The organism is Spirosoma harenae, from assembly GCF_054776975.1.
In genome coordinates, this window is record NZ_BAAHBD010000030.1 from 3,625 (window position 1) to 25,534 (window position 21,910).

Sequence of the window (21,910 nt, forward strand, 5' to 3'; positions counted from 1 at the left end):
TGGCATAATCAGAAACCGGCCCTTTATTGTACGGGCAATTCCGCATGTATTTATGCGAAATGGTTGGATGACTCTTGTCGAATCGTCCTTTGGTGTATTGCCGGAACCGGTGGCCTTCGAAGCGGATCGTAATTCGACCATCGGGGAGGTAGCCAAAGCCATTACTCTCCACGTCGCGCACGGCTTTGACGTAGGCAACGGGTATGCGCAGCAGGGCGGCCGCTGCTTCGTAATCAGCCTGGGTTAACCGGAGATGGTCCATTGTCTTTGCGTACGAGAGAAAAGGATTTTGAGAGTTTGTAGGCCACAAAGCCGCCGGCGATTAAAAACAGAAAGAGAAGAAAGAGGCCAGCCGCCACCGCGATCGCAATCCAATAGCGACGCTGGTATTTAGGATCGACGCCCCAGGTTTGGTTTTTAATTTGGGTGGCAATTCGTTGGCTGACGCTGGCCGAATCACATTCGGCGATAACCGTGGTATTGGTTGGCTCCCGAACGATGGTGACCGTGGCCCGGCCTTGCTTCACTCGCTCGATATAATGGGTGGTATCCGTGCGAAAGACGTGCGTAACGGTTTCTGCCGGCACGGTGGCGGTCACTGTTGAATAGGTCGTATCCGTATCTTCTTTCGCGTAGCGGGCTTTGGCCCGATCGTACAGGCTGGTACAGCTGGAGAATAGCAGGCTGCCGATAAACAACAGCATTAAGAAGCTGACCCCGGTCAGCCAGCTAAGCGTTTTTCGATCTTTATGGGCGAGTTCGTTCATGTGGGGTAAGTCGTTACGGTTAAAGCATGACAATAGGCCCATCGCAATCAATCAGGCCCGACCAGTCATCCTGAGCGGTGGTTAACGGTGGATTCAGTGTATCCAGCTGCTGATCAACCGTGGACCAGAACGTGGTTACCTGGTTGAGCAGGTTTTGCTTCACCCAGTCGAGCATCTCCGGAGTTGGTGGCGTGAAATACTTCACATTGCCGCCATACTGAGCGCCGTAATTGAGTTGCACATTCACGCCCTTGATTTCAATTGACAGGTTCGGAAGGGCAGCGATCACGGCTTCGTAGGCCAGACAGCGCATCAGATTGCGCAGCAGGGGCTTTTTCTGAACGGCCGTTACGCTACCAGGCAATGCATTGATTTTCCCCAGGTACGTTTGACCAAAATTGTCTTCCACGGCGCTGATGTAGGGCCGTAGTGCCCAGAACGTCAGCCAGCGATCCTGAATCTGATAGGAAGCTGAAAACTGAGCCGCACTCTTGAAAATGGCCTCACTGAGTTCCAGGTTATAAGGAGCCTCTGCCCAACCTGGAAACGTGGCTGAATTGGCCGCAATAAGTTTGATCAACTCATCGAGTTTCTGCCAGGCGGTTTCCCGAAGCGATTCGTCGAGTTTCTGGGTTTGGTAATCAAACGCGGCTCGGCGCGTTTCCGCGGCCGTGACGGTAATTCCATCATCGCCAATTTGTACCTCTGCAAAGGGCAGATACTCGGCAAACCCCAGCTTAGCCACGACGATCTGAGTCAGTCCGAACGCTTTTTTTAATGCCGCATCGTCGCTACTGCCAGCGCCGACTAGTTGATCAGTAATCGGCTGACTTAAAAAGCGGGGTAGTAGCGTCTGGGCCGTTTCGTCGAGAAGGCTCTTGAGCGCCTTAGTGATCGTGAAATTGGCCACCATGCCCGGAATAAACTGGCGAAATTCCTCGGTTGTACCGTCAAATAAAGTGGCCATTAGCTTAAGATTTTATCCGTGCCGGCACCAGTGTCCAGCGTGGTGAGAATCGTATCGTCGAAGACAAAGTCGAGTAGGGGAATGGCTGCTTTCCAGCCATTGTAGCGGGCCGCAAACTTGAGGGGCTCCAGCACCATGTTGCGGAACGGACGAACTTTCTGTTTCTTGATCAGGTCAGCTTCCCGCTTATCGGAGCCTCCTGATTTGGCTCCCAATTTGGAACCACCCGCAAAACCCGATGAGGTTGGGTCGACGTTGAAGGCGTACAGGATGTTGACGGCCGCTTCCATGTTGTCCTGGATGTACTTGCCATCGGCCAGGGGATCTGGAATGGGCGTAACGGTGATGTGGTCCTTCCAGACTTTGTTCACTTGGTCCCAGCTGACGTCAGTTACAATCGAATTGCCTGAGCGGGTGACGTCCGTCAGACTTTTGTTCATCTGCTCGAGCCAGCGCTTTTTAATCGAGCGTCGTTCTTCGGGTGTTCCCTTCGTGTATTTATCGCCGTACATATCTTTCCAGTAGTCTTTATCGACTTTCCAGTGATATTTCAGCGTCATCTGATTTTGCATCAGAAACTTTTTGAAGCGGGGTATTGCCCGGTGAACGTCCAGCCAGCCCGACTCCACAATGGAATAATGGTGTGGTAGTGAATAGTAGCGTTTCCCGGGTGTGGGGTAGCGAATGGGGTAAACAACTTTATAAAAATCAGCCTCCCTGATCCATTCGATGGCATCCGGCCGGTAGGGATCAAGCGTATTCAGTTGCAGGGTTAAATCGGGCCGGTAGCGGGGCCAGTTGGCATTGAGGTAGATGTAGGGCTGGTCGCCATTGGTCCGCATTTTACACCAGCGACATTCTTCCGCGCTCAGCGGCTCCAGGCTGGTAATGATCGATCGGTCTTTACTGATGATCAGTTCGGCCCAGCCGTTGAAGAATTCCGTCACATCGGCCGCCATTTCCTGCAGGTACAGGCCGAATTTGGGATTGGACAGAAAATCATTGATCTCGGCAATGATAGCCGGATCACCGGTTAAGGGTTTATAGATTTTGTTTCCCTTCTCGTTGATGTGCTGTTCAACCGCGATGACACCACCACCCACAACGGTATTGGCCAGATCGCCAAGTGTCGCTGGGATTAACGAATCCTGGTTGTAAAGTTCAGAAAGGCGCTGCGGAAAGTCATTCCCTTCACCCCAGGGCATAATATCCTCAATCGTAGGGCCATACTCAGTGCTATCCGGAATGGCGACGCTCGGCGTTGCGCCAGGCTGTTTACCCGAACGGGGAGCCATATCGGCGGAGGCCTGAGAAGCCCGACGGCTGGCCGGCCGGTCGTTCTCCAGGGTTACGGTGATACCCGCCTGGGCTAGAATGGCTACGGTGCTGGCATCGCCCTCGAAAATGGCCAGGTTTCCTTTGTTTTTGCGCATTAGACCACCTCCAGATTGTTGAAATACAGGATGAGGTCAAGGTGCAGGCGAATGACGTCCTTTGTGCCCAGGGGTTGAACCTTGACAAACCGTTCATTCTGCCACTTCATGGGCAGCAAAATAACCTTGCGTAAGTCGAGAATTTTGCCACCGGTGCCACGCTGACGATCCGCTGTGCAGACAATCAGGTCAAACCACTGCGGTTTACCCACTGAATTGGTTCTGCGCATTTGTTTCAGCATTTCCGGCACCTTGATCATAGGCGCGAAAGTGCAGGCCTGTCTGGCCTAGGGCCGCGACACCCTATTAGACACGGAGGAGCGGAAGCAGGCTGAAGCTGCGCTGAGGAACTTACTTATTGAACCGACGAACCGGCCCTAGTTTGGTCTTGTACCGGGTGCCGATGATATCGGCCGGGATGGCTTTCCAGTAATCGTCGGCGGGGCAGTACACTGCATCTTTTGCCTGGAGCAGATCGCCCCGACGGAGGAGCCGATAAATGGCTTTTTTGGCCGGTACCATGGACAGCATAGGCCGATTTCGCACAAAAACGGGGGTCATTTTAGGAAATACGTTTATGGGTTACGGTATCAGAATTGCAAAATTTACGTTTAATGCGCTGACTACCAAACCCACTGAATAAATGGGGTAGACGAGGACCTTTTTTGTTTTTCGCCATTTTTGACATTCAGTTTTTAGTCATTCGGCTTAGAATCAGAATTTTATTCCCGAAAAAACGCCAAAATCTTGTGCACGGGTCCAGATCGCCCCCCAAGTCACGCACTGAGCAGTTTTGCAATTGCAAAAAGAGGGACTCCGCCATATATGAAACGGCCTGCCCGATCGATCGGGCAGGCCGTTGGTAGGGTTAGTAAGTGGGGTTGTTAGCTGCCTGAGAACACCGCATCAAACGCTTCCGCGCTTTCAAATTGGTAGAACAGATGCGCTCCAACGATGAGCGTATCGACGCCATCACTCAGGTGAGTGGTCGTTCGTTGATCAATCTCACCGATCTTTTTCTCATCGGCTTTATCTTTCTCAAACCCACGTCCCCGCTTCTTGATATCGGCTCCCTGCATCGATTGGCGCAGGTAATCCGTATTCTGCCTATTGAAGCTGACGTCGAAAAACTTCTCATCACCACCCGTTAGGCAATAGCTCCATAACTCATAGCGCATCATAGGCGAAAGGGTTGGACCTAAGTAGATCATATCAACATCCCAACCGTTCTTACGAAGCACGTCAGCGAACTCATCGGCATAGCTCATCTCCATCGATGCGTTGGTCCAGATGGTGGTATGGTCATAGTAGTAACGCACCTGCTTACAGCCGTGATATTTATAGTAATCACAGAAGGCCTGGGCCGCATGGCGCACCTTCTTAGGGTACATCGTACAGAACTCTTTGAGTACGCGGTACTGTCGGCCACTGGGTTGCCCCACCAGAATACTGGTAATACTGGAGTTGTAGTCACCACCGATATCCAGGGGCTTCCAGGGATCGACGTCCGCATCTTTGCGGGAGTCTTCGAATTTAGTGCCAATGTCAAACTTATCGACATGCCCATAATCGATCGCATCGGTAAAATGGCGATCGTCGAGATCGGAATAAAACGCTTTTTCGGAGAGATAGGGCTTTTCATTCAGGATGGCTGTTCGGAAGATAAACGGCGGTAATTGCCGGCGCAGTTTGGCTATGTTTTTTAGCCCAAACCCATGCACGTTATCCAGCGTCGACGCGGCCGAATAGTAGATGGTATTCGCCCGAATTTGATCCCAAACGGCTTTCTTTTTCTCAATTTCGGCTAAAATGGCCGCGCGTTTGGCTGGTTTTTTTATCAGCAGGTCGTACAGTTGATAAATCTCAGCGCGTATGCTAATCAGCACCCGAATCCGGTCGATGCCCAGCGATTTGGTCTGATCGAGCATCAATTTCTCCTTCTCCACGATCCACATCGCCGATTTGGTGGTCGGCATGTCGGTACAGAAGAGGAGCGAGTGGAATTCGGGAATTCCCCCAAAATAGCGCTCATCACCCCGGTTGGTGGGCAAAAGCTCCGTTTCGAGCATTTTTAGGTCTAAAAACTTCGCTTCGTCCCCAATCGTCCAGTGGATCGTTTTCCCATTGGCGCTACCCGGCCGGTCCTGGGAGACCATGCTGGCCACCGTCCCATTCTTGAAATAGATGCAGTGTTCAGCCGTGGTGGGGCCGACAATGGGCTGAGGGATGTGTTTGGGCGGCTTTTCTCTAATCCAGAAGTCGCGACCGCGCTGCCAACCTAAATTCTGCTCCCAACCTTTGATGACCGGTGGCAGGGTCCGCTCCAATAATTGCAAATACGTAGCGCCTACAAAACAGCCATGGCTTTGGGGCATGATCTCAACATTGCGAGCAGACCTGGGCGAAATCAATCCTTCGGATTTACCGGTGCCACGGCCCCAGACCGCGTACTCTTCGTTGGCGCCCACCAGCATCGAGCGGATTTGGGGTTTGTTGTAATGGCGGTGAAAGACCCGGATATCATCCGATAGCCGGGTGGCATCCAGATCCACGTGAGCCAATTTGACCGCTGTATGCAGGTCCTGACTCACCAGACTCTCCAAATCCAGGTGGTCGGGTAGGTTAGGGCGTTGTGACATCGGTAAAATCGGTGAAGGGTTGTTCGGCCGCTTTTTTGTCAGCGGCTAATACCTGGTCAATCATCGCCTGCAGTTGATCTTCTGGCAGGGGCTGCACGCCAAGCTGCTCAGGATGAAACCCGATAATGTTGATGATGGTGGTGTTTTCAATGGCCTGCTGCTGTTTATCGGCACCCATGACAGCAATCAGGTTTTTGTCGGCCGCATTTTTGGCCTTCAGATCCCCTTTCTCGACGGCTTCGCGCTGGGTCTGTTTGATGCTGGCGATGAGCATGACTTTTTCGAACGCCAGTTCTGGCTGGGAAACCACGCCAAAAAACCGGCGCATGTCCTGGAGCGTGCGTCGGGCCGTTCGTTCAGACAACTCAGGATATTGCTTTTTGACCAGCTTGATCAGCTGAATGTCGGTTTTGTACTGATTTTTGGGCAGACAAATCTTGTTATAGAGCCAATCCCAACGCTTCAGCTGCTCTTCCAGGTCGGCGTGCAGCTTGATCTTTTTGGGATCATCATCTTCGCGTTCATCGTTGTACCACTTAATGATACGATCAAACTTATCGTCCCATTTCGATGGGTCGTTCTCGGAGGTTGTGGTGGCAAGGGCTTTGCTCATGGGGAGAGGTGCTGGAGCTGGTTGTCCAACTTGTGGAGTTCACTGGTGAAGCGTTGGAGCCTTTTTCCAATCTTTTTGCGACGACCCGGGGAGATGGGTTCGTCCAATTCTTTGGTGTACTTGCTGACGTAGGTACGCAGGTTATTGCGTTTACGAAGTAAATCCGTAGGATCATCGGCCTCGGGAAGGCTGGCTGCTTCGGGCAGGAAGCCGTGCTGCTCATAAAAATCCCGACGACCATAGGTCTGATCGAGACCATCTTTGATTTCTAAAATCCGGTAGGCATACGTTTTTAGTTCTTCGCTCTCGGTAATGCCGGCGTTATAGAGGTCGCGCATCCGCACTTTGATAATGGTGCGTTCGTCCTGCAATAGTCCCCCATCAGCGAGTTGTTCAACCAGGCTTTCTAGGTAAGCAGCAACACGCTCCCGTTCGGCCTGTTGTAGTTCGATTAGCTTTTTCTGAAGGGAAGTCGTCAGTAAATCCCGGTTGTAGTCATCGTCCCCGGTTTTAAACATCTTCAGATAGAAATCGCTGCCAATGAGCTGCTCATACAGCAGCACGCCGTCCCTGTAGACAGGCCGCTCCAACCAGGCAGAAAGGGCTTCGATGGGGTTGTTCATGGGAAAGGGCTAAAACAAAAGGAGCCCGGCAAAACCAGGCTCCTTTGCCAATTATTCACTTGTACATCACCAGTTGCCTGGATCTTATTTTTCAATTGGCGTGGAAGAATCAACGAGTAGCAGGTAAGGCACCTGGTCTGGAAACGTTAGCAGATACTGGGCTTCTTCATCCGTTAGCCTGGCCAGATCATACGTGCGACCTTCAAATTGGATGGGCATCGATTCAGCCGGTTCTAAGCCCACGACTTTCCAACTGGGAGCCGCTCCCAGCTGGGAAGCGGTCTCCGTGGTTTTGGGTTTAGTCATGTTAGGCAGCAGCGGTTAGCGGAACAGCAGCTGTGTACTGCATCAGATCAGGCTGGAAGGCCATCACCTCAAACTCCCAGCCTTTACCACGACCGGATGTCGTTGCGCTGTTAAAGTTTGGTGTGATGTAGGCGCAGAAGAACGCACCACCTAACTGAATCTGGGTACCATCCGAAAGCGGTACAATGACAACGAACTTGTCATTTTTACAGAGGTTAGCGAAGGCGAGGGCATCTTTCTTGGAGCCTGGATAGAAGAATTTGAACACCGGCTTGAAGCTCTTACCATCGATTTCACCGTTCGAACCGGATTCAAGCGAACTCGTATCGATGGTGCAATACATGGTCAGGAATTTCTTGCCCGACTTCATGATGTGCGCAACGGTCAGGTTGTACAGATCGTCCGAATCCGCTGGGTTGGCAGCGGGCGTAGCGAAGGTGAGGATATCGCCCCAGGGTGCGAAATAGAAAAACTGGCGGGTACCACCCATATTGGATTCGGTACCATCGGGGCCCAGTAGGTTTTTGTAAGTAGGCATTGTCCTAAAAAGGCGTTAAATGCGTGGGTTGGAATAGAAGCCTGGCCGCAATTGATTGCGGCCAGGCTTTAGCGATCGTGCTGTGATGCCTACAGTTAGGCTTTGGTTGTTACCAGGCGAAGGTTACTAATGCCCTGTTTCACAACTTCTTTGGCTAATTCCGTGTCATTCTTCAGTACATCCAGGGTAATTTCCTGGTCACGGTAGAAGAATTCACTCAGGAATTCGTAGGTCTGGGCCCCAACTTTGATCGTTGGGATCTTTTTCGAGCCAGAAGCCAGTTCCGTCAGTTGCTCTTTCAGGTCTTTATTGACCGTCAGCGCCTGTTCAACATCTTTTTCAGCGGCTTCTTTCGCTACTTTCAGTGCCGTATTCTCCGACACTAATTCTTTGTTTTTCTCCAGAGCCGTAGCCAATTGCTGGCTTACACCCGTGCTATCGGACTTGGCTTTGGTCAGTTGCTCCTTTAGCGTATCGCGCTCTTTAGTGACAACGGCCAGGCTATCCTCGAGCGACTTGATTTTTTGTTGGTCTTCGGTTAAGTCCGCCATGATGGTCGGTGATGGGGTTTGGCCTTTTGCGTGAAATCCTGTCACTTCTGTCAGGATTTCACGCAAAAGGCGGGTTAGGAATAATCAGGGAAGTGCGAGTGGGTTACGCCTGGTCGTTGACGAACAGGGCTTACCAAATCAGCGATCTGGTAAGCCAGAATCAGCTGCATTTTGGCGTAGTAGCCGTGGATGAATTTGACCAGTTCGGTCACCGACGTAAAGTCAGCCGTCAGGTCAGTACCCATTTTGAGGTTCTTGTCGATATCGACAATCAGGCGCTTGGAGCCACTCATCCAGGAAGAAGGTTGCAGCACAAACTTGCCATCGGAATTCATCACCGATTTACCGACGATGGTACCACCGGCGTTGCGGACGTCGAGGAATGAAGTGCCGGCCGTGAATTTGCTCAGGGCGTGCTGATTGTAGTTATCATACACCCCTTGTGAACAGCGGATGATACCGCCTTTCTTGCGGATGGCTTCGGGCAGACCTAAGTAGAACGCGCTTACTTTGTCGAAAGCGTTGGTGCTGTCGATCGTACCGGTAGCGATTTTGTTACGCGTTGGCAGGCCAGCATACTCTTCAGCGATGATCACACCCAAGCCTTTGGTGATGCTGGAGTTGTTCACTTTGAGCCATTTGGCTGGGTGCGAATCCGGTGTCTGGGCCGCCGTCGTCGCCACGATACACGAGTAATACGACCGGTTGGTGTAGAACATACGGTCGCCTACGTTGTAGGCTGTACCCGCGTTGTACGCCGGTACATCTTCCGAGTTTACGCCCAGGTACGCATTGTCGTTAATCTCGGCTTTCTGCTTTTTGATCTGCTCTTCCCAGAAATACTGAGCGAAACCACCGGGATAGTCTTTGGCATTCGCGCGCAGCTGCTCCGAATGATACGTTTTACGAAGTTCCTCGGGAACAACCTTCAGGATCTTCATCGCCGTGTGCGGAACGATCGTCCGCTGGGTGGCGGTACCGGCCTGGCCATCGGGTTCGGTGACGTCGACGTCGAACGGCCGCAGACCATCGTTTGCTTTGTATTTCGGCAGCTTACGAGGGGCCGTCAGGTTAGTGATTAAATCCAGATCATTGGCGATGTCCAGATCATTGAAAATCGACGTGATGATTTGCGTCGAATACTCACCCGCATAGTTATTAATCGCGGTGAGATCTTGTTGAGGGGTTGCCACGGTAGGTAAGCAGGGTTAAAGGTTGTAGTTACAGCGGGTGGCCAGCCTTTCGGCTGGCCGTGAAAGCGGTTGGGAAATCCGGGATTAGGCTTTTGGGCCTAGCTTCATTTTGGCTTTTTGGTCAGCCAATTGCTGGTCGGTTTCGCTCCAGAAGGGGTTTTTGGCCTCCGATTCCGAAGTGGCCACAGGCTCTTCTATTTTTTCGACCTTCGATGGAGTCGCACCGGGTTGTTTGCCCAGGCGAGCGATTTCTTTGTCTTTGGCAGCGATAGCGTTATTCGATGTAGTGAGCTGACCTTCAAGAGTCTGGATCTCAGCAAACTGAGACGCGCTGATCACATGGACGTTGTAGTTTTGCTCCTGGAATTCAGCGTTGATGGCGTCGAGCTGCTCTTCCGTGATGGCATCAGCAGCAACACCCGCTATGGCAGACAAAGCCGCCAGGCGGGCAAATCCAAAAATGGACTTCATGGATTGGTTAGGGTTTGGAGTTGGAGATACAGATGGTGCCTCGCTCTCCGCTAGGGCGCTGTCAGGCTGGATATCGCTCAATTCGGGAGCGGCCGTTGACGCGTCAGGCACGTCGGTTATCGTTGGCTCCTGAGTTGTGGGAGCTTGTTCTTCGGTGGAAATAAGGGGGGCAATCAGGTTCTCAGATTTGCCGGAGGTTGATGGAAAATTGACCGTTTCAACAGTCGTTACCTGCTCGACGGCATAACTTCCACCCGATGATCGGGGCGCAGCGGATTGTTTACTGGATTTTCGAGCGTTGTGGAGTTCAACCACCCGGGCCACAGCTGTCGACAGATTGCCAAATCCATCAATCAGACCTAATTCAATCGCCTGACTGGCGTAGAATAGGCTGCCTTTGAATACATCAGCGCCACCTTTTTTAACGGGTTTTAGGCGGTCACCACGACCTTGTTCAACGGCTTCCCGGAATAGGTCTGCAGCCTGGTTGAGGTCGGCTCGAAGCAGGGCTGGATTGCCGGCCAGGGCTTCCCGGAAGGGTAGGTTCTTTTCGGAGCTGCGATCGGAGTAAATAGAATGGGTCGTAATCCCCATTTGCTTTTTCCGCTCGGTGTAATCATCGAATTGGACATATACACCGATGGAGCCGACCTGGTCCGATTTCTGGGTCGCGTAGATATCATCCGAGCCACACGCTAACCAGTAGGCCGCACTGGCCATCATGCCTTCGTTAATGATCGAAACCGTTGGTTTGACTGGATTGCGAAGGGCATCGTACAGAGAAGGGGTACCCGATAGTTGGCCACCCGGGGAATCGACCAGGCAGACAATACCGATGATTTTCTCATGGGCATAGGCCTGATCTAACAGCTTGCAGTAATCCTCGGTACCAATCGAGCAGCAGTCACTTTCTTTGAAAATGGCTCCCCGGATATCGAGCACGAAAATGGAATCGTCGGGAAGTTCTGGATCGTCTAAAGCGTAGCGCCGGTCCGCCGTTGCGGTTTGGTTGGCTGAGGGGCCGTTGTCGCTGGCAGCTGCAGTAACTGCGTAGCCAACGCGGCTAAGCCGATCAGGGCTGTCGTCTTCATCGTCTTGCAGAAGTTTAGGATTGAATTCACCGGCCAGGAAGGATTGAATAAGGGGTAGGTGCGCTTCCGCGAACGTTGGCTCGATAAGCCAGACGCCCCGTTTAAAGGCCGAAATTTTCCGAAATTGCCGATTCATGGGGCGAATCAGCCCCCATTTTGGCCCATCAGCCGCGACACCCTATTAGACACGGAAGGGACAGACTAAACGCTATTTGAAATAACTTCTAATTCCTTATCTCACAGACAGATTATCGTACGCTATTTATTAGCAACTTTAAAATTCCACTTTCTTAAGAGATTCTCCCATGGCAGTTCGACGCATACTTGTCTACTTAGTTCTCATTTTTTTAACCGTGCAGTGTAAAAAATCTGAAGAACAAACGACTGTACCCCAACCTGTTGAGAGGGCTCAGGGCAACCCGGCCGATATGACGCCACCGGAGATCAATGAACTATTGGATAAATTTCCAACTGTAAATACACCCTTAGATCAGTTTCTTTTACCTAATGGGCAATCAATAACGGCATTTGAAACCGAGTACAAAAAAAAATGGAAAACGGCCGGTGGAGGCCGGTTGCAGGCCCCGGTCTTTACCCCAACTGAGGAGAAATACTACCTTATTGCCGCTATTTCCCGCGTGGCGTTTAAACTTTGCGATAAAGCTAATTTTCAGATCAAGAAAGGAGAAAAAGACAATGAACCGGCTCAAGATGGATTAGCCTACGTGTTCGGGGGGAAACGGTATGATGTCAGAAGTGCCGCTTCTCCTCCTATAGATGGCCTTCCTCCGAACGATTGTAAATCAAAAGCCTGCTCTAATTTATTGCAAGGGCTTGACTGCTCCGGCTTTATTGATAATCTGTTGAAGGAAGCGAAAGAAGTATCCGATAAAGAGATTCCGGATAAAAACTACTTTTCGTCAATTACAGGCGTAGATGCCAATACCTACGGCACGACAGAACACTGGATGACCAAAGTGCTCAATCAGAATACTAAGCTGACTAAAATTAAAATGGTTAATAAGAAGCAGTTGTCGGCAGATAAACTACAGTCTGGGGATATCTTGTCGTATAAGGGCCATATTGCTATCGTACTGGTTAACCCTCTTACTAAACGAGTCAATATATTAGGTGCCAATGGGGTTACCAATGATGATAATTGTGGGAAATTAAAAAACGGGAAGCCAGTTAGTGACCAATGCCGGACAAATTACACCGAACCTGGTCAAAAAGTCCCCTCTACCCGGGGCGTTAGGCAAGCAGAAGCCATCTCTACTGAACTTGATAATTATGGGGATAAGACCTATAAAGTCCTGCGGCTCGTAGCCGAAGGTGAAACCGAAGAGCCAGAGCAAACGATTTCCGAAGTTATTCCGAGGGGTACGCTCAATTTTGAACACTATTGTACGGCGTACTATAACCCGGTTACCAGCCCGATTCCAGGTAATTTTCAAACGGAATACCGCTTTACGGCTCATTTTGGGGATGAGTATAAATCATTTCCCTACCGGTATTTGTATTTGATTACGCCTGACGAGCAGAAGTTTTTCGTTATTCCGTTTTCCCCATCTGGTGATAATGATTTGGCAAAAATCATAACCTACGAAACCGTTAAGGCATTTAGTGCGGCCTCAATCGATGATTTTACCAGTAAAAATTTAGCATCAACCGATTTTAAGCCGCGTGAAAACCCAGGTGTTTATAAATTCAGAATCATCCTTTCTAATAAAGACATCAATCAGGGGTCTGCTCTAACGGTTAGTAAATCGCCTAAAACTATTTCGTTTCCACAGCCCATTTTTCAGTTTAAAGAGACTTTTCCCTGTACCCTTGAAACATCCACTATTCCGGTAAATGGTGGATACATTAAGGGAAAAGGGGAAACGGGGTCGTTTTCCGTGAAATTTGAATAAAAAACACGCGGCATCAACTGACCACGTAGGGAGGTGGGTTGGTCATCTGCCCCGAAAAGGCGACCACATACCCCCTACGACCACCAGCAGCTGCATTGATAGCAAACTGATAGGAAAGCTCCAGATTCTGCTCAGGTGTACCGATGCGTCGCCAGATACCCACATTGTCCTGGACTTCGATGACGAACCGATGGTGAACCATTTCTGACAAAGAGCCGCGAAGAGCCGCTGAATCGCCAGGCAAAAACAAACTGAATTTTACAGCCCACACTGGACCGTTTTCCGTATTCTGCTGCTCTTCCTGGTAATCCTTGGTGCCTTCGGTACCATAAATTGTATACCAAGCGAAACCCTCAGAAAACGTAGGGTTGCTATTAATTTGAATCGGACCGGAGGGGGCCGGTAGGGGAAAGGTGGAGAAGCCCACTACCGGCGCGCAGCGGACTTGAAACAGTCCGGCGGTGTTGTTGCCCCCAGCGAAGAGTAGGTCCGTCATGGGTACAAACAAATCGCCAGAGCGCTTTTTTAGCCGCGACACCCTATTAGACACGCAGGCTATCAACAAACTGCTCAACTACTGCATGAAGGTCGAGAAGCAGGAACCAACGCCAACGCTTGATGAGTTGATGGAAAACAAAAAAAAATAAATTGCCGACTTACCTGTTACAAATCGCCAGTTTATGAATAATACTAGTAAGAGATGCAGTTGAAACATGGTTTAACCTTCACTTGCCTGAAAGCTACGCCAAGAAATTTAGTCAGAAAGTGGAAGAAACGCAGGTTATCCCTTAACGATCAATAAAAAATCAATGAGCAAGGCGCTATATGGGTAATTTTTGATTTTCCGGTCCACGATTATGCAGATTCAATTTCCGATTGCTATCTTACTTTGTCTCACACCCTTTTGTTGAAAAGCTATGATCTACATTGCCACACCCAAATCTTTCATGCCTACCCAACCGCGCTTATCCTGGGTTTACCGGGGCCTTCTGCTCTTATTTATGTTCGGTAGTCTACTAGCCTGTAGCACAAAAAAAAGCGCCGACACGGAATCCATGGCCGCCGAAGGCCGGGAGCTTCTCAAAAAAATGGCCGATCCCACCTTAAGTAAAGACGCACGGGATGAGTTGCGAACGGACGAACTAAACCTATCGATAAAATACCCACCAGACGCTGGTGTTCCCAAGGATTCAATGGATAAAACCATAATTGTGCCCTTGCCAGACGAAGTAGGCCCTTTGCATCGAAGTAATGCGCCCTATACGACTGACAAGGGGGGAGACTATTATTATTCGAACGTTAACTATTCTTTCACTAATCCGGCTGACAATAGTTACGAAGAGCTGTATTTCGTGTTAGTGGATACTGGCAATGAATCCAAATGGAAGCGTGCCGCCAAGTGGGATACACTGGTGAGCTATGCGTCAACAAACCCACAGATGACAAAAGTTGTTGACGCCAATGGAACGACCTGGATCAAATATCTCTACAATCAAACGGGCGGAAAACACTATTCTGAATTTACCGAAGAGTTGTTTAGTACTTTGATTGATAACCGATTTGAAGCCATCATCTGTTTCAAAAGTTTTGATGTCTCAAATGACAGGCGAAAGCGCATTTACGAAGCAGGGCTAACGCCAGACATGTTCTACAAGATATTCGATAAAGAGGCTATTAAGCGCTTATCAACTTTGACTATCAAGGAAGAGCAGTAACGGCAATCACCGTCCTGTTATTTGCTAAACCCCATCCATGCTGCCCTGAAGAGCAATAAAAGGCATTATTCACATCTTGTTACAAACCATTTATGAAACGTATTCTAGCGATACTATCCCTAGTGACCCTGCTGATTCACTGCAAGCAGGATGATACTCCAGCCACACCAGCCGTTGATCCTGTCAATTGTACCAATTCAGGTGGGAGTCAAACCAATTCAGACGGGAGTGGCGTTTTTGTTCCCGGCCTGTTTACGCCGAATAAAGACGGCATCAATGATGTGTATGGCCCGATCGGCACCTCGATCAGCAGCCTGTCCACAACCATCTACCAGGGGGATGTAATTGTTTTTCAATCCAACGCTTTGGATGCAAAATGGGATGGCTCAGTTAATGGGAAAGAGGCCCAGGAAGGCAGATACCGAGTTTTGTTATCAGGTAGCTTCGCCCAGAATCGCCCCCTTTCGTATCAAACGTATGTGAATTTGATCCGCGAATGTAAGGGCAAAACGCTACTGGACTGCACGACAGGTGATCAGTTTACCAGTAGGGGATTTATCACAGGCAGTGTTTCCAGCGATCCCTCAGTACGTTGCCCATAAAGTTGATTAAGAAGGGCAAAATAGTACATTAGTCCTGATCGGGAGTGCTCGGTTGGGGCTTTTTCATTAGGTTTATTGTTAAGCCGCAATGGGGCAGGGGACAAACTGAAACTGGGATACAACGACTCTAGAATAGTTTGACCCTGATTTCCCCCTTCGGTGCCTGAGATACATTTGCTTCAGGGAATCTTCGGAGAGTTCACCTGGTGCGAAATCGTACTGATCGCAGAAGGCTTTAATGCGCACCATGGGGGCCACGTCGGGCCTGGCTTCACAGAAGTCGACAACGTCGCTGAAAATGAGGTAATCGATCAGCCGGGAAAATTGCTCGAGTTCGTTGTAGTTGAGCAGGTATTGGTGGCGGGAGTGATGAAATTCGGCGATGCCAACCCCGATTTGCGCGGTGAATTTAGGGTCGTAATACACCCGTTTGCTGACGGGCCGATCGGCTTGCTGATTATGCTTTCCAGGCCGGTAGGCATAATTGGAGAAGAGTTGCTTTTTTTCCGTCTGGGCCATCGTCCAAATGATTAGACCAGGACCGAAGGCGGTCGGATGGGCGTACATAGGATGCGCCTGACCGGACGAATCAGTTAATTTGTGCCGGATGAACTTCTGTACCCGGGGGAGTACAGGGAGCTCAAAGAGCACGGGTTCCAGGAAGATCATACAAATTACGGTAGTAGCTTTGAGCAAAAGCTGTAGCGAAAATACGCGAAACGTTTGCGTATTTTTATCCATGATTCCTCACTTTGCGCAAATACTTGACCGTAAAAAAAGGATACCAAAACAAAAACGGTAGGCCGTTTAGGTGACCTACCGTTTACGAAAGATTTACGTCTATTGGAGAGAAGACGCAGTTGCTGATTTAAATTTCTACTTATTCGTTTCTCCTAATAAGAGCATGGAAAAAATTGAGAGGTTGGCCGGGTTTGAAAACCCGGCATAGGGTTTTACTTTATCTAATAGACGGAGCGTTTCCGCTAATTTATCAGCTTTTAAAAAGGACCAGGTTGGACTTAGGTGCCGAGCCTGGGTAAAATCCTTAGTTGACTCCTGGCGTCGTTTCAAAATCCAATTCGCTTTTCCCCGCTCATAAAAAAAGAATGCCTTGGTTGAATCAAGAGCAATCGCATTGTCTAATGCACCAACGGCTTCAAGAGGACTCCCCAAAAAGGATAATGTTAATCCAAGGAGAAAGTATTGCAACGCATACGTTTCCTTATATTCCATGTGACTTTCTGGTAAACGTGCTTTGGCTTTTAGTAGTATGGCTAGGGCTAACAGGTAATTTGTCGTTAGTTGGGTTGTATCAACTTTCGCCGAATTTAGGGTTAGATCCTCTTTGAGATACCGAAGTAAAATGGGCTGTAGTTTGCCCATTTGCGTATAATACTCATCCTCAATTTCTAACAATTGGTTAAGGCCCAACGTATCAGTTTTCGCCTTATTGAGTAAGGTATCGGGTTGTTCAGCTGGCTTCTCCAACTTAACTGAAATTGACTTGGGAGTGTCCAGTGGTTTACTCCTATTCGATCCCCGTCTCAACGGGTTTAAGGATTGTTTAGGTGCTTCAGAGTTAGCCTTTGGCTGAGCATTACCTTTACCCTGATCTGAATTTTGGGTAGTAACTGACTTAATAGGTGGTTTTAAAAAACTAACAATGGTCTGCTGATTGGAGCCGTCGATCCTTGGAGTTTGGCTGGCTGGACGGACTGCCATTGGGACGTTCAATTTTAAATACGCATCCAGCTCATACGCCCGAATCGTATCGTCATGGATGGCCAGTAACTTATCCGCATCGCCTTTCAGCCCTTTGAGTAGGTAATAGGAAAAAACCCCCATGACCTCCATCCAATCTACTATCTTCCAAAGAAAGCTCTTTGGCATCGCAGGAAAGAAACGTAATTTCTGTAATGTTTTTAGGCCAGCCTTCCCATACCCGGTAACGCCCCTGAATCTCGTCCCCTGCCAAAACATACTCACCGGATCGGCATGCGTCAGCGATCAGCCAAACTTCTATCTCTCTTTTTTCACTCAATATTGTTGAAATAACCTTGCTTAACCAGTCGATACTGACAGCCGTCTGGGGATAATTATTAGTTTGTGCATCGTGGGTTAACAAAAAGCCCGTCCTAGATTCGATTTCCTTGTCGCCATGGCCCGCAAAAAAAACGATGAAACGATCCCCATTCTGAGCTTTAGTACTAAATTTTTTAATGTACCTCTCAATCGTAAATTTTGTCGCCAGTGTATCTTGAAAAATTGTGTCAACAAGCTCTCCACCTTTATACAGGGGGGATTTAAGGAATTGCCTAAATCCCTCCGCGTCCCGGTGAGCAAACTGTAAGGATGGTATAGTATCATACCGGGAGATGCCAATACTGATAGCATAAGTAAACTTGGGAGAATGCACTACTTGAGATACGTGACCGCCCCGGCTTCCAGCTTCAGCGGACTGCGCAACTCCGTTAAAAACAAGACAATTCGCCCAAAGAAAAGCCAATAAAAAATAATGGTTCATTGAATGTGGAAGAAGAACTAACAAGCAGATTGATTATCTGACGGACTACAGGTCAGCCTGTTAGTGTAAAGATAAACTGGGCCTCGGCAGAAATCCTAAGCATTACGGGCTTTTATTGGACTGTACCGGGCGAGCGTGACAAGGCTAATCAAGGGTTCGTTTGGTTCGGTGATCCAGAAATCCCCATTGGACTTGTAACCACCGCCTTCGGGCTACTGGCAACGATACTCCCGTTGAGAGTACCATTGCATTAGGCAGGCGCTCTAGGTGCTTCACGTGAACCAGGTTAACCAGTTGTCCCCGGTGCGTTCGTACTAGCTCCGGGAGCCGGCTGGCCATGCCGGCGATGGGAATGGCCACTTTCAGGCTGGTGCCATTCTGGAAATGAATAAGACTGTAAGGCCCCTGGCCTTCCACCCAGACAATGTCCGCCAGTGGGACGAGTCTACGAGGTCGGTGGCAAATGATGCGCAACAACTGAGAAATGGATTTGACCATGGTTCAAGAAAAGTGTTGAGAGAGTGGGATAAAAAAAAACAATGACAGTTAGTCTTGGAGCGACTCCAGCGAAAGCAGCAGCGCCGACGTTTCGTAACTGATACTCCGCAGTCGGTCCTGCTCGGCGGAATCAGACGATTCGTAGATTGTTTTCACTAAATAATTCGCAAACAGATCCAATTGATCGATCAGGTCCGGGATATCGGTTTTGTTGAATTCAGGCATACTTGTAGTTTTTTTTAGTAACGTAAAAAAGGAGCACAGAAAGCGGTTGGAATTCCCAGTAAAAACCAAACAGGTAATCATGCGTGGGAAGCATGTCCCGGAACACGGCTGGACGAATTTGAAAATACGGCATACACGGTGTGGTATTGACTATCACTATGGAGTTTTTGCGGACAGGACGCGAAAGCGTTCTTGTTCTGAAATCATGTCTTCAAACTTGTTATAACATTCAAAACAGACTCGCAAAACCTCCCCCTTGTAGTTTATTTCGTCGAGTTCCTTGAAGCAGTGACAGGTAGGACATTGTTCGATAACAATGTCATCCCAATCATCATTCGCGTAGGGGTCCTGATCCGGATCATAGTTAGGCGAGTCCTCTTCGCACCCGCAGCCCCGGCAATTATCGGGTGTTTCTGAATCTACTGAGTCGTCGATATCGCCTGAGCAGAAACAGTCGCCACCGCAGGAAATGCATTCGTGGGCCATGGTTATTCCGTCAAACTAGGGGAAGATTCAGTTGGCTCTAAAAATAGCGGCATAACGTAACCTTTGGCCCACTCGTAATGATCCACCAGCACGACTTCATAAGCTTTTCGAAGAATCCATTTCTCAGATTCGTATATATCCGAACGCGTCTTTTCAGGATAAAACGTAACCCGTACCAGGTTTTCATCCGGTAATATCTCAACCGTACGGTCAATAAACTTGCGCCCTTTGGGCACTTCCAATTGACCAGCTAGACTCATAGCGATTTGGCGTCTGCGGATCTGGCTTCCTCCGCGCGGCAAGTGGCAATCAATGACTTTCGAATCATTCTTATAATCCCAGGTTGTTTTTGGGACTATCTCCGAATCGGTTGGGAAGAACCGGGTCAGGCTTAGGAGCAACTTTTCAGTATCAGAATTTGAATGAACCCGAATACTCGATACAGTTCTTGATGCCCAGTAGGAAGCCAGCAGCACGGAGTCCCTTATCTCACCTTTTTCAAGTGCTGATAGTACTTGCCAGCGTTCCCAGCCTTTTTGCTTACCATACTCATCAATAGCTCGATAGAGATTCATACTCAGCTGATCAAGCCCAGCTTCGTATCGGCGACGGCTTTGGTAAGTCAGCCGATCGCGAGCATATTCGTTTTTAATGGCATAATCCGGATAGGGATGGGCAAGCGCGGTTTCGTACGCCTGGTAGGTTAATTCGTTTGGCATGGCTATTCGTAAATTAGAAAGTGAAGAACTGAAAGTACAACTTTAACAAACTGGATAAACAGATAACCAGATATCCCAAAGGCGACAGTCCAGGGACCCGGTACGAAGGGTTTGGCCGCTTGCCAGATCCGAACGCGCAGCGAGCGTTTGGGCGCTGATTGCGTGGGCACAATGCGAATAGTTTTAGATGTTACCATTTTTGATGAACGGTTAAACAGTAGATGGGAAAAACTCTGTGAGAAGCGCCTGATCCGTGGGGGATCGATAGTTGACGATGGCCTGATCGAGTTTATCGAGTAGTGCCTGCTGATGGCTATTGAGCAGTACGCTCAGCATATCCTGGTAAAGGGAGAGTGCAACCACAAGGGGGAGCCGAAGGGAGAAGGCTTTGTCGGCTCGTCGCTGCCGCCAGGCTAGATACCGGGCCGGTGTCCACTTGACCAGGTAATTGATCAGGATCAGTTTGCTCACCAGCTGGTGCTGGAGCGGCACTTCTGCCTGGTACTGGGTGGCCATGCGTACGTAGTGGATCAGCACGCGAAACTCCGATGGGTAAAGTTTAAGTTGAAGCATAGTCAGCGGTTCACTTTAAACTTATTGTTCATCTGATCAATGGCATTCACTGCAGCCCCGGCTCCTTCAGCTGTAGTCGATGTACTTGCGGCATGTGAGAGATCCGCTGCGAGATTGGCGACTTCGAAGAGTTCGGGCTGAAAATCAGCGTGCCGGTGGAACCAGCCGAACATACACTGCTCGGAATACTTGGGTGATTTTTCCCGGCAGAAGTCTTTAAGTTGCTGGAGCGATTTAAACTGGTAAATGCTGTGATCGAGCTCTTTCATGTACACCGGCTGGCGAACGTTCTTGCGCCGATCCTCAATGGGTGGCATTGTTCCTGATTTCAAATATTCCGCGTAATACTGGCCAATGAAATCGGTAATGGTGGGCGTGTCTTTAAGCCAGCTGTGAGCGCCAAAACTGCGCGGATAAAGCTCCAGGAGTTTGGTGTGTAAATGCTTCGGTAGGGCTCGGTTCTGCTCGTAGACGATGATCACGTCACACTTGCTCATATAAGGCAACAGCGGGTTGATCAACTTCTTATAGAGCAGCTCTACTTTGTTGGTATTCTCGAAACCCATGCCTTTTGAATAGCCGTCCATCATCGGGACTTTGTTACCGGCGCGGCCAGCGGTCAAATACAGCTCCCAGCGAAAGGTGCTGTTCATCGGATCGGCTTCAAATTTTGGGGTTCTCGTATTGGGCTTGCGGGGAATGTATCCAGAGTTGGCGGTCATGGTTTTTAAAATTTTTTTGGCGCTGGGCTGCTACAGAGGCAGGGGTGGCCAGGGTGAGGTTTTGGGGACTTGGGGTGGGGGGAGTCGTTCAAAAATTTTCGAGCGCCCTAACTTGTTAACACGTTAACCTGTTAACGAAAGTTGACAACTTTAGAGACTTTGGACTAACCCGATTAACTTTTGATATAGCTCTACCCTAACCGAACAACTGCGGAATTGGGCCCAAAAAAAAGGCAGATCGGAAAGAGCATAGTTTTCCTGGTCAACACCCGAAAATCATTTTTTTCAGGGGTATAGCAGGTACGGGATGCACGTAGCATTTCGACCGGCACGGTTTGCAACCCATGCCAGGCATCCTGTTGGCCGTATGATGGCTACACAGCTATGGAGGGGTATAGAAGTACCGGGCGAAGTCGTTTCGCATGATCATTAGTTGATTAAATAATCACAGCGGATGAGCGCTGCTGGAGGTACAGGGCGGGGATCGAACCCGCGACAAACAGGTTTAGAGTCTGCTGCTCTACCACTGAGCTACCCGACCTGATTTGGCTTTTAAGAACTCTGGAGACATAGCCTCCAGAGTTCTCCCATTCCTAACCCTCAATATTTACCAATACCGGACCATCCGGTAGCTGTGGGAGCCAGACTCGAACTGGCAAGGTCATATCGAAATTTCTAAGCGTTTGACCGTCGATCACACTGTCACTAGCGCAGCTTTAAAGCCAGTGAACCAGGTTTCAG

28 protein-coding genes are annotated in these 21,910 nt (G+C 49.4%); 4 read left to right on the top strand and 24 right to left on the bottom strand.

The genetic code is table 11. The features are described from left to right. From ACYVE4_RS26645 to ACYVE4_RS26710, 14 genes are all read right to left on the bottom strand, one after another. The coding region (locus ACYVE4_RS26645; RefSeq protein WP_461043353.1) for an N-acetylmuramidase domain-containing protein at positions 1-262 on the bottom strand (262 nt) is incomplete at its 3' end. Further along, complete coding sequence (locus ACYVE4_RS26650) at positions 234-767, bottom strand: hypothetical protein (RefSeq protein ID WP_461043355.1); 534 nt, start codon at positions 765-767, stop codon at positions 234-236. The genes ACYVE4_RS26645 and ACYVE4_RS26650, both read right to left, overlap by 29 nt. A 19-nt stretch (positions 768-786) precedes the next feature. Continuing rightward, positions 787-1,734, bottom strand: a complete 948-nt coding sequence (locus ACYVE4_RS26655) for a DUF6712 family protein (protein WP_461043356.1) — start codon at positions 1,732-1,734, stop codon at positions 787-789. Then, positions 1,734-3,167 carry a hypothetical protein gene (locus tag ACYVE4_RS26660; RefSeq protein ID WP_461043358.1) on the bottom strand — a complete coding sequence of 478 codons (1,434 nt, stop codon included), beginning with the start codon at positions 3,165-3,167 and terminating at the stop codon, positions 1,734-1,736. The genes ACYVE4_RS26655 and ACYVE4_RS26660 overlap by 1 nt, the downstream gene beginning before the upstream one ends. After that, complete coding sequence (locus ACYVE4_RS26665) at positions 3,167-3,397, bottom strand: hypothetical protein (RefSeq protein ID WP_461043360.1); 231 nt, start codon at positions 3,395-3,397, stop codon at positions 3,167-3,169. The genes ACYVE4_RS26660 and ACYVE4_RS26665 overlap by 1 nt, the downstream gene beginning before the upstream one ends. A gap of 121 nt (positions 3,398-3,518) precedes the next feature. Next, positions 3,519-3,728: a hypothetical protein gene (locus ACYVE4_RS26670; RefSeq protein WP_461043362.1), complete on the bottom strand. Its 210-nt coding sequence runs from the start codon at positions 3,726-3,728 to the stop codon at positions 3,519-3,521. A gap of 323 nt (positions 3,729-4,051) precedes the next feature. After that, on the bottom strand, positions 4,052-5,806 hold the full coding sequence (locus ACYVE4_RS26675; protein WP_461043363.1) for a hypothetical protein: 1,755 nt from the start codon (positions 5,804-5,806) through the stop codon (positions 4,052-4,054). Then, complete coding sequence (locus ACYVE4_RS26680; protein WP_461043364.1) at positions 5,790-6,419, bottom strand: hypothetical protein; 630 nt, start codon at positions 6,417-6,419, stop codon at positions 5,790-5,792. The genes ACYVE4_RS26675 and ACYVE4_RS26680 overlap by 17 nt, the downstream gene beginning before the upstream one ends. Further along, complete coding sequence (locus ACYVE4_RS26685; protein ID WP_461043365.1) at positions 6,416-7,042, bottom strand: hypothetical protein; 627 nt, start codon at positions 7,040-7,042, stop codon at positions 6,416-6,418. The genes ACYVE4_RS26680 and ACYVE4_RS26685 overlap by 4 nt, the downstream gene beginning before the upstream one ends. Before the next feature lie 84 nt (positions 7,043-7,126). Beyond that, complete coding sequence (locus ACYVE4_RS26690) at positions 7,127-7,348, bottom strand: hypothetical protein (RefSeq protein ID WP_461043367.1); 222 nt, start codon at positions 7,346-7,348, stop codon at positions 7,127-7,129. Between the two features lies 1 nt (position 7,349). Continuing rightward, positions 7,350-7,886: a hypothetical protein gene (locus tag ACYVE4_RS26695; protein WP_461043368.1), complete on the bottom strand. Its 537-nt coding sequence runs from the start codon at positions 7,884-7,886 to the stop codon at positions 7,350-7,352. Positions 7,887-7,981: 95 nt separating this feature from the next. Continuing rightward, a complete protein-coding gene (locus tag ACYVE4_RS26700) occupies positions 7,982-8,503 on the bottom strand; it encodes a hypothetical protein (protein WP_461043370.1) in 522 nt (173 codons plus the stop codon). 8 nt (positions 8,504-8,511) lie between these two features. After that, on the bottom strand, positions 8,512-9,630 hold the full coding sequence (locus ACYVE4_RS26705; protein WP_461043372.1) for a carbohydrate-binding protein: 1,119 nt from the start codon (positions 9,628-9,630) through the stop codon (positions 8,512-8,514). An 84-nt stretch (positions 9,631-9,714) separates the two neighbouring features. Continuing rightward, on the bottom strand, positions 9,715-11,328 hold the full coding sequence (locus ACYVE4_RS26710; protein ID WP_461043374.1) for a S49 family peptidase: 1,614 nt from the start codon (positions 11,326-11,328) through the stop codon (positions 9,715-9,717). 217 nt (positions 11,329-11,545) lie between these two features. Here ACYVE4_RS26710 and ACYVE4_RS26715 point away from each other — a divergent pair, with 217 nt between their 5' ends. Then, positions 11,546-13,105 carry a hypothetical protein gene (locus ACYVE4_RS26715; RefSeq protein ID WP_461043376.1) on the top strand — a complete coding sequence of 520 codons (1,560 nt, stop codon included), beginning with the start codon at positions 11,546-11,548 and terminating at the stop codon, positions 13,103-13,105. A 13-nt stretch (positions 13,106-13,118) separates the two neighbouring features. Here the strand turns inward: ACYVE4_RS26715 and ACYVE4_RS26720 are convergent, their stop codons facing one another. Then, positions 13,119-13,601, bottom strand: coding sequence for a hypothetical protein (locus tag ACYVE4_RS26720; protein ID WP_461043377.1), 483 nt, complete (start codon positions 13,599-13,601; stop codon positions 13,119-13,121). Here ACYVE4_RS26720 and ACYVE4_RS26725 point away from each other — a divergent pair. The 3 genes from ACYVE4_RS26725 to ACYVE4_RS26735 all read left to right on the top strand — a co-directional run bounded on the left by ACYVE4_RS26725 (position 13,600) and on the right by ACYVE4_RS26735 (position 15,422). Continuing rightward, positions 13,600-13,752, top strand: a complete 153-nt coding sequence (locus ACYVE4_RS26725; protein WP_461043379.1) for a hypothetical protein — start codon at positions 13,600-13,602, stop codon at positions 13,750-13,752. The genes ACYVE4_RS26720 and ACYVE4_RS26725 overlap by 2 nt on opposite strands. Positions 13,753-14,022: 270 nt before the next feature. Continuing rightward, positions 14,023-14,820, top strand: coding sequence for a hypothetical protein (locus ACYVE4_RS26730; RefSeq protein ID WP_461043381.1), 798 nt, complete (start codon positions 14,023-14,025; stop codon positions 14,818-14,820). 92 nt (positions 14,821-14,912) lie between these two features. Then, positions 14,913-15,422, top strand: coding sequence for a T9SS type B sorting domain-containing protein (locus tag ACYVE4_RS26735; RefSeq protein ID WP_461043383.1), 510 nt, complete (start codon positions 14,913-14,915; stop codon positions 15,420-15,422). 78 nt (positions 15,423-15,500) lie between these two features. Here the strand turns inward: ACYVE4_RS26735 and ACYVE4_RS26740 are convergent, their stop codons facing one another. From ACYVE4_RS26740 to ACYVE4_RS26780, 9 genes are all read right to left on the bottom strand, one after another. After that, the gene (locus ACYVE4_RS26740; protein WP_461043384.1) at positions 15,501-16,163 is read right to left on the bottom strand and encodes a hypothetical protein; all 663 of its coding nucleotides are present in this window, start codon (positions 16,161-16,163) and stop codon (positions 15,501-15,503) included. 135 nt (positions 16,164-16,298) lie between these two features. Then, entirely contained in the window at positions 16,299-17,267 is a 969-nt protein-coding gene (locus tag ACYVE4_RS26745; protein ID WP_461043386.1) for a tetratricopeptide repeat protein, read from the bottom strand. Next, positions 17,215-17,946, bottom strand: coding sequence for a caspase family protein (locus tag ACYVE4_RS26750; protein WP_461043388.1), 732 nt, complete (start codon positions 17,944-17,946; stop codon positions 17,215-17,217). The genes ACYVE4_RS26745 and ACYVE4_RS26750 overlap by 53 nt, the downstream gene beginning before the upstream one ends. Positions 17,947-18,090: 144 nt before the next feature. Continuing rightward, positions 18,091-18,444 carry a LytTR family transcriptional regulator DNA-binding domain-containing protein gene (locus ACYVE4_RS26755; protein ID WP_461043390.1) on the bottom strand — a complete coding sequence of 118 codons (354 nt, stop codon included), beginning with the start codon at positions 18,442-18,444 and terminating at the stop codon, positions 18,091-18,093. Positions 18,445-18,492: 48 nt separating this feature from the next. Further along, positions 18,493-18,669, bottom strand: coding sequence for a hypothetical protein (locus ACYVE4_RS26760; RefSeq protein WP_461043392.1), 177 nt, complete (start codon positions 18,667-18,669; stop codon positions 18,493-18,495). 488 nt (positions 18,670-19,157) lie between these two features. After that, entirely contained in the window at positions 19,158-19,874 is a 717-nt protein-coding gene (locus ACYVE4_RS26765) for a hypothetical protein (protein WP_461043394.1), read from the bottom strand. Between the two features lie 2 nt (positions 19,875-19,876). After that, positions 19,877-20,071 (bottom strand): hypothetical protein, encoded by a 195-nt coding sequence (locus tag ACYVE4_RS26770; RefSeq protein ID WP_461043395.1) that lies wholly within the window; start codon positions 20,069-20,071, stop codon positions 19,877-19,879. A 13-nt stretch (positions 20,072-20,084) separates the two neighbouring features. After that, entirely contained in the window at positions 20,085-20,447 is a 363-nt protein-coding gene (locus ACYVE4_RS26775; protein ID WP_461043397.1) for a hypothetical protein, read from the bottom strand. 2 nt (positions 20,448-20,449) lie between these two features. Further along, a complete protein-coding gene (locus tag ACYVE4_RS26780) occupies positions 20,450-21,169 on the bottom strand; it encodes a hypothetical protein (RefSeq protein ID WP_461043399.1) in 720 nt (239 codons plus the stop codon). Positions 21,170-21,910 lie beyond the last annotated feature (741 nt).